The organism is Bacteriovorax sp. BSW11_IV (assembly GCF_000447755.1).
Lineage (GTDB): Bacteria > Bdellovibrionota > Bacteriovoracia > Bacteriovoracales > Bacteriovoracaceae > BSW11-IV.
This window is the reverse complement of sequence record NZ_AUNE01000004.1, coordinates 124,570-131,155: the sequence shown is the minus strand read 5'-3', so window position 1 is coordinate 131,155 and position 6,586 is coordinate 124,570. Positions and strand designations below refer to the sequence as shown.

At 37.6% G+C, this 6,586-nt stretch carries 8 protein-coding genes; 4 read left to right on the top strand and 4 right to left on the bottom strand.

Annotation, left to right across the window (positions count from 1 at the left end; translation table 11 throughout):
• On the top strand, nt 1–840 hold an 840-nt coding region (locus M899_RS18485; protein ID WP_196801711.1), incomplete at its 5' end, for a hypothetical protein.
• Here the strand turns inward: M899_RS18485 and M899_RS01560 are convergent.
• From M899_RS01560 to M899_RS01545, 4 genes are read right to left on the bottom strand one after another with little or no spacing between them, the layout of a single operon-like run.
• The gene (locus M899_RS01560) at nt 841–1,212 is read right to left on the bottom strand and encodes a DUF2237 family protein (protein WP_021269524.1); all 372 of its coding nucleotides are present in this window, start codon (nt 1,210–1,212) and stop codon (nt 841–843) included.
• Nucleotides 1,212–2,339 carry an alanine racemase gene (alr, locus tag M899_RS01555; RefSeq protein WP_021269592.1) on the bottom strand — a complete coding sequence of 376 codons (1,128 nt, stop codon included), beginning with the start codon at nt 2,337–2,339 and terminating at the stop codon, nt 1,212–1,214. Before alr ends, M899_RS01560 begins: the two co-directional genes overlap by 1 nt.
• Before the next feature lie 6 nt (nt 2,340–2,345).
• A complete protein-coding gene (locus tag M899_RS01550) occupies nt 2,346–3,827 on the bottom strand; it encodes a hypothetical protein (RefSeq protein WP_021269632.1) in 1,482 nt (493 codons plus the stop codon).
• Between the two features lie 56 nt (nt 3,828–3,883).
• Nucleotides 3,884–4,441 (bottom strand): shikimate kinase, encoded by a 558-nt coding sequence (locus M899_RS01545; protein WP_021269550.1) that lies wholly within the window; start codon nt 4,439–4,441, stop codon nt 3,884–3,886.
• Between the two features lie 77 nt (nt 4,442–4,518).
• Here M899_RS01545 and M899_RS01540 point away from each other — a divergent pair, with 77 nt between their 5' ends.
• The 3 genes from M899_RS01540 (at nt 4,519) to M899_RS01530 (ending at nt 6,573) form a co-directional block, all read left to right on the top strand.
• Nucleotides 4,519–5,097 carry a DUF177 domain-containing protein gene (locus tag M899_RS01540; protein WP_021269544.1) on the top strand — a complete coding sequence of 193 codons (579 nt, stop codon included), beginning with the start codon at nt 4,519–4,521 and terminating at the stop codon, nt 5,095–5,097.
• Between the two features lie 120 nt (nt 5,098–5,217).
• Complete coding sequence (rpmF, locus tag M899_RS01535) at nt 5,218–5,427, top strand: 50S ribosomal protein L32 (protein WP_021269620.1); 210 nt, start codon at nt 5,218–5,220, stop codon at nt 5,425–5,427.
• Nucleotides 5,428–5,571: 144 nt separating this feature from the next.
• Entirely contained in the window at nt 5,572–6,573 is a 1,002-nt protein-coding gene (locus M899_RS01530) for a beta-ketoacyl-ACP synthase III (protein WP_021269530.1), read from the top strand.
• Nucleotides 6,574–6,586 lie beyond the last annotated feature (13 nt).

The following is a 6,586-nucleotide window of genomic DNA, read 5'->3' as shown; positions in this document are numbered from 1 at the left end:
CAAGTAGTTAATACAGACTCAGTTAATAACGAAGTGCAAAATACTCAAAAAATAAGAGTTATGGATGAGCTTCACCTTGAACAAAGTGCTCTTAAAAAGGTACAAGCTTCTGATAAAAGTGATGCTGAGGTTGCTGAGTTAAATGAAAACCTTGAGCGCGTTCTCAATCTTAAGGCCTCCGATCAACAGATCGACATGGTTCTCGATATCAAATTAAAAGGTCAAGAAGACAACGAAAGAGTGCAAAAGATCTTAAAAGTCGTAAAAGATTTTAGAATGTTTGAGCGTCTGCAAAATGCACTAGAAGAAGACCTAAGTGATATTGAAAAAGAAAATCTTATTTCATTTTATAGCTCACCTCTTGTAAAAAAAGTTAAAGAGGCCGGTGAGCAAAATTCAATTCAACCTGACCTTTATGAAAAAATGCAAGACTTCATTGAAAACTATGACAGTGAAACTGTAGATCAAGATCGTCTTGCTCTAATTCAGGCCATTAATAATAAAAGTGGCGCTGAGCAAGTTCAAAAATCTCAGGCCATGGTTTTATCTCAGGCCCTAACAAAATCACTTCTTATGGCCATGTCTCCAGATAAAAGTGAACAAGAAGTAGATGGAATAGTTTCAAAAAGTCTTGAGGCCGTATCGAGAGAATTTGATCGCGCTTATAAACCAGCACTTTATTACTCTTTTAATTCACTCTCAAAAGATGAACTAAAAGATTATTTGAACTTATACTCTGTGCACCCGCAAGATCTTTACGCAGATAAGTTCACTAATGCTTTGAAAAAAATTATGGACGAATTTGGTGAAACTCTTGGCACATCTCTTAGACAAGATTAATTAATCTTCATCAACTTCAAAACTCTCGAGAATATTGTAAGGAATAATCGCGAGAGTTTCTTCATGTGTGGCGGTAAGTTTAACCTTAGGAGCGCAACCCGCTTTGTAGGCCTCAAGCCATCTGGCCGCACATAAACACCATCGGTCACCAGGAATCAAACCCAAAAATCCAAATTCTGGCCTTGGCGTTGAAAGATCATTTCCACGCTCCATAGAATAGTCTAAGAATTCAGATGTCACTTCGACACAAACTGTGTGCATTCCCGTATCGTCATGACCTGTATTACAACAGCCATCGCGAAAAAAACCTGTGCGCGGATTTAGAGAGCAGACTTCCAATTTGGTACCTAGGACATTTTTACTTTCAAACATTAGACATATACCTTTGGAACCCTATTTGTTAAATGCAAGAAGATCTCATAGGGAATTGTAGCTGTTTCATCACTAAGTCTTAAAATATCACTCGGATCATTTCTCCATACGATAAAACGATCATCAACTTTTAAATTGTTAGCTGCTTCATTCTTAAATAGAACTTGCGCCATATCCATATTCACTCGACCGACAACTTTGCCGAGGTGACCATTGTGGGTCAAAGTTGCACCAACATAACGAGTAGAAAATCCATCACCATACCCAAGAGCAATAATTGCACATAGGCCTTCATAAGGAACAGGTGTTGCTCCATAACCTACAGGTTGACCTTTTTTAACAGGAAAAACTTTTAGAACATAAGTTTCAAGGCTAGAAATAACTCTCCCGTCCCACAAGCTTTGTTCACGGATAGGCTTAATGAGTGAACTCGGTCCATACATCATGAGCCCAGGTCTAATGTGTGTTTCCTCTAAACCATGCCCTTGTTCGATAGCACCTGAGTTAGCGATAGAAGTTCTTTCGAGTTCAATCCCTGCTTCAATAAATGCTTCTTTGATGGCCTTGAATCGGGCCTTTTGCTCTATATTTCTCTTATTCGTTTTCATCGATAACGATGAAGATGAAAAGTGTGTTAGCAAGTGATAAATTGATTTTCTTCCCTTGCTCTTAATTAAAGAAATAACTTCATCGACCCTATCATAATCAATGCCAAGGCGATTCATACCAGTATTAAATTTTACACTTAAAGGAAAATTTTTAAAGTCAGAGTTATCTAAAATAAATTTCAAATCATCCATATTAGAAAGAATTGGAATAATTCTACGATTCAAATATATTTCTGATTTTTCTTGAAGTCCAAGTTGAACATCTGAGAAAACATAAATTTCAAACTCAAGATCAAAAAGTTCATCGCGCAGGTGAATGGCCTCACCAAGAGTCGCACAACCAAATTCTTTAATCCCTAACTCTGTCACGGCATGACGAACAATGGGTAAAATCCCATGCCCGTAAGCATCGGCCTTTACCATAAAAAGGACTTCATTATTTGGGCATATTTTTTTTAACTTTTGATAATTCTCTGTGAGAATATTCAAATCAACCAACAAACGGCTTCTAAATCTCATTTAATCCTAAACTGTTTGATCTGGAGCATCTCCCCAGATTAATTTCCTTGTAATCTCTTGCTTCTCTTCCTGATTAATTAAATCAGCGGCAGCAAAATGTAGTCCTTCCATGACTTGGAAATAACCTTCTGAAGAAATTGGAGACATTCTCACTTCAGGTCGTAATGACTGAGCGAGAACTAGATCCGAATCTTCGAAAAAACGCCAAAACGGGTAACGACCAATCAGACCTTTAATTAATCTGAATGCATCTTCACAAACATACTCTGGAACAAGTAGTCCCACGTGCTCAACACCCATTGAAGTAACTTTCAAAGAATCAATTTCGAGATGATCTATACGAGCAACAAAATCTTTAAAGAATTCTTTCCAATAAAAACGGCTTCCCTTTGTTGATCTCACGTAATCAACAAGTGTTGTAAAATCAAGATTGATTAGTGCAACACTCTCTTTAGTTATTTCATTCGGAAGATAATGATCTCCTGGAACTTTTCCCATGGCCTTTGAATCAAGTAGGCTCATGACGTCCCATGGACTCATAAAAATATCCGTAGAAATATGTTTTGGGCTAGCTTTAAGCTTATAGTGCTCACACAATCCACTTAGGTATCTTTCAAGAAGATCCCAGTTAAAGTGATTGAGCATTTCTTCATCGTTACACTGAACGAATAAAAGCATTTCAGGATGCTTCTTCACACCTTTGATATTGAGACAAATTAAATTTTCTCCCATTAAATCAAAGGCCACTTGTGAAGCAAGGTTTTGGGCGAAAGGTTCAATTCCATCTTGGCAATTTTTCCCAAGCCATAGAGCAGGGATTTGAAAATATTTTTTCCCCTCACCTTCTAGGCCAATTAACTTTTTGCCATTGGCAGACATTTCAAAACAACTATATTTTTCAATTTCTTCATATTTTGTGAAAACTTCAGATAAAGCTGCTGCAAATGTTTCATTCGAGCGTGCACTCTCAAAATCTTCAGTAATAGAAGAAAAAAGCTCACCGTAAAATGTTTTTTCTTGAAGCTTTTGATTGGCCTCAACAACGCGACCAACTTTTGAATCAACATCAATGGCCTGTGTTCTTAGATTTGAATTTTCTCTATCAAGTCTGTAAAAGTGATTCACTCTTTTTAAAAGAGATTTAATCTGACCATCGAATCCGAGTTCATTTTTAATCATTCCAAGATTAAAACATTCAAAGGCAGGACCAGTGAGATAAGCACTTTCATCCGTGTAATAAAAAACTAGAGGTAAAGCCTCTGTTCTAACAAAGGGGTGTGTTGCAAGAAAAAGATCGCCATCACTCATCATTTTGACATCAACAACGCTCAAAGACGGAACATCATTAACAATGCCATTCCAATAATCGCGAAGAGTATCATAAAAGTAGGGAACAACTCCTGCTTGCTTAAATACACGAGAAATTTCACGTGCAGCAGTTAAGTCACTCATCAGAAGCGCTACAGATAATTGATGATCGTTTTTCACTCTAATTCCCCTGCCAAAATCTTTCCTTGTATTATCACTTTTTTTACACGATTAGTCTAATGAACTAAGGTCTTCAATGCGGACAAACTTCGCACAGCATCAACATCTTTAGAACACAATTGAATTTGTGACATTTTAAAGGTTTCTGCACGTCTTAGGTAAATCTGTTCTAATTCATCACGACTTTTTTCCAACAACGGACGATTCCTGTCCCCTTCAACCCGCTTCATACATGTTTCAAAGCTCATATTTAACCACACCAGAAGATGGCGATTAAATTTGATGATATCGAGGCTACTTTTCTCTTCAAGTGAACCGCCTCCGAGTGCAACAACATCATTAGGCCCTAAAAGCGTCGCAAGGGTATGAATGCAGTTTTTTTCAACTTCTCGAAATTTTTCAAAACCTACCCTGCGAATATAAGAACCCAAATCGGAATCTCTATCATCTGCGTGCAGATCAAAAATATAATCATCCAAATCTATGGCCTTACCACAAGCAGGATCGCTTTGAAGTTTTTGCAACAAAGTCGATTTGCCCGAACCCGTAAATCCACATATGAAAAAGGCCACAATCCCCTCATTTTCAAGCACTTTATCTGTAATTAGTACCAAAGTATTGGCCTAAATTTCAGTTTTAAGGTAGCTTGCCCCCTTATTAATATCACTCTTTTTATGTTACAGGACTTGCAATGCAAACGGTACAAAATCCTGAATTAAAACTTGCTGCCATCGTAAATATCTCTGACTTTACTGATGTGCCTAGCGAGTATGAATTAAACAGTAACGACAACCAATGGGTGCGAGAAATCCTTGGAGAAATTGAAGGAGACTTCTTTGATGACGAACTTCCTAAGGGCGAAGGTCTCATTACAGCAAATCTTTCAATAAAAAGACTCGTTAACAATATTTATGGTGAACACATTGTTGTCAGAGCACATGCTCATGCAAAATATTATGCTGCTTGCGTTCGCTGTCTCGAAGCTGCACCTCAAGAAGCTGACGCAGAGTTTCAAGTCGCATTTATTAATTCACGCTTCGAAAAGGACCCTGAATATGGTGAAATCTCCCATATTTTGGCCGATGGAGAAGAAGCTGAACTGTATTTCCATGAAAAAGGCAAGGCCAACATCAAGGAATTACTACACGAGCAGATTTATATGAGCCTAGACCCTCTTCCATTACATGACGAAGAGTGTAAAGGACTATGCCCTCAATGCGGTGTGAACCTCAACAAAGAAAGTTGTGGCCACGGCAATGCGGCACAGTAATTTTCTAGGAAAAATTAAAAATAGCTTGAAAATTGGCCGTAAATGGCGTATTGATTTCATCTCATTGTATTTTTTTAATAATAAGTATCAAAGTTGAGCTTGGAAATATTGGAGTAGAAAATGGCAGTACCTAAGAAAAGAACTTCTGTCTCAAGAAAAGGTTTAAGAAGAGCAGGACAACATCATAAACTATACGGAAAAACTTCAGTTTTAACTGATGGAACAACTGGTGAATTAACACTTAAAGGTTGTATCTCTCCATCTGGTTACTGGAAAGGTAAAAAAGTATTCAACACTAGAGCTGATAAAGCTGAATCTACTGAAGAATAAGAAATTTTTTGATCATATTAAAGGCTCCGCAAGGAGCCTTTTTTTTTACGCTTTTTTTAGCGAATAATTGCTCTAATTTATTTAGACAAATTCAAGCACGGCACATTAAGATTCCGTGTGAATTTGATTTAAGGTGGACATTATATGGCAAATTACAAAGTAAAAATTAAAGGAACTGGAATGTACGTTCCTGAAAAAGTACTTTCAAACTTTGACCTTGAAAAATTGGTCGATACTTCTGACCAATGGATCTATGAAAGAACAGGAATTAAAAATAGAAGAATCTGTTCTACGGAAGGTGGCGAGTGGCCGACAGATATGGCGCTAAAAGCTACTCTTGATGCTCTTAAAACAGCAAAGCTTGAACCGAATGATATCGACATGATTCTTTTTGGTTCAGTAACTCCAGATTACAAACTTCCTAACTCAGCAACTGTGCTTCAAACAAAACTTGGTATTACAAACAACTGTGCGGCCCTTGATATCGCTGCAGCTTGTTCTGGTTTTGTTTACGGTTTAAATATGGCGCAATCAATGATTAAAACTGGAATGGTTAAAAACGTTCTTGTTGTTGGTTCTGAAATGCTTAGCCGTGAAGTGAATTGGGAAGATAGAAATACATGTATTCTTTTTGGTGATGGTTGTGGTGTTGCGATTGTTGGTCGCAATGAAGACAACGACGAGTCAGATGTCATTTCTTGCTACCTTGGTGCCGATGGTACTGGTAAAGAATTTTTTGACCAACCAGTTGGTGGGGCCGTTGAGCCAATTACAACAGACCACTTAGAAAAGAAAAACTACTTCATGCAAATGAAGGGTAAAGAGATGTTTAAAGTTGCGACAAGAACACTTGCACAAAATGCAAAGAGAGTTCTTGAAGATGCAGGTATGGATCTTTCTCAAGTTGATTGGCTAGTTCCCCACCAAGCAAACGTAAGAATTATTGAAACAACAGGAAAACTTCTTGGTATTGAACCTGAGAAAGTTATTGTGAATATTGATAAGTATGCCAACACATCAGCTGCGACAATTCCAATGGCCTTCCATGAAGCAATTCAAGAAGGAAAAATCAAACGTGGAGACATCGTTCTATTCGATGCTTTCGGAGCAGGTCTTACTACAGGTGCGACACTGTTTAGATACTAACTAAGGATTGTTA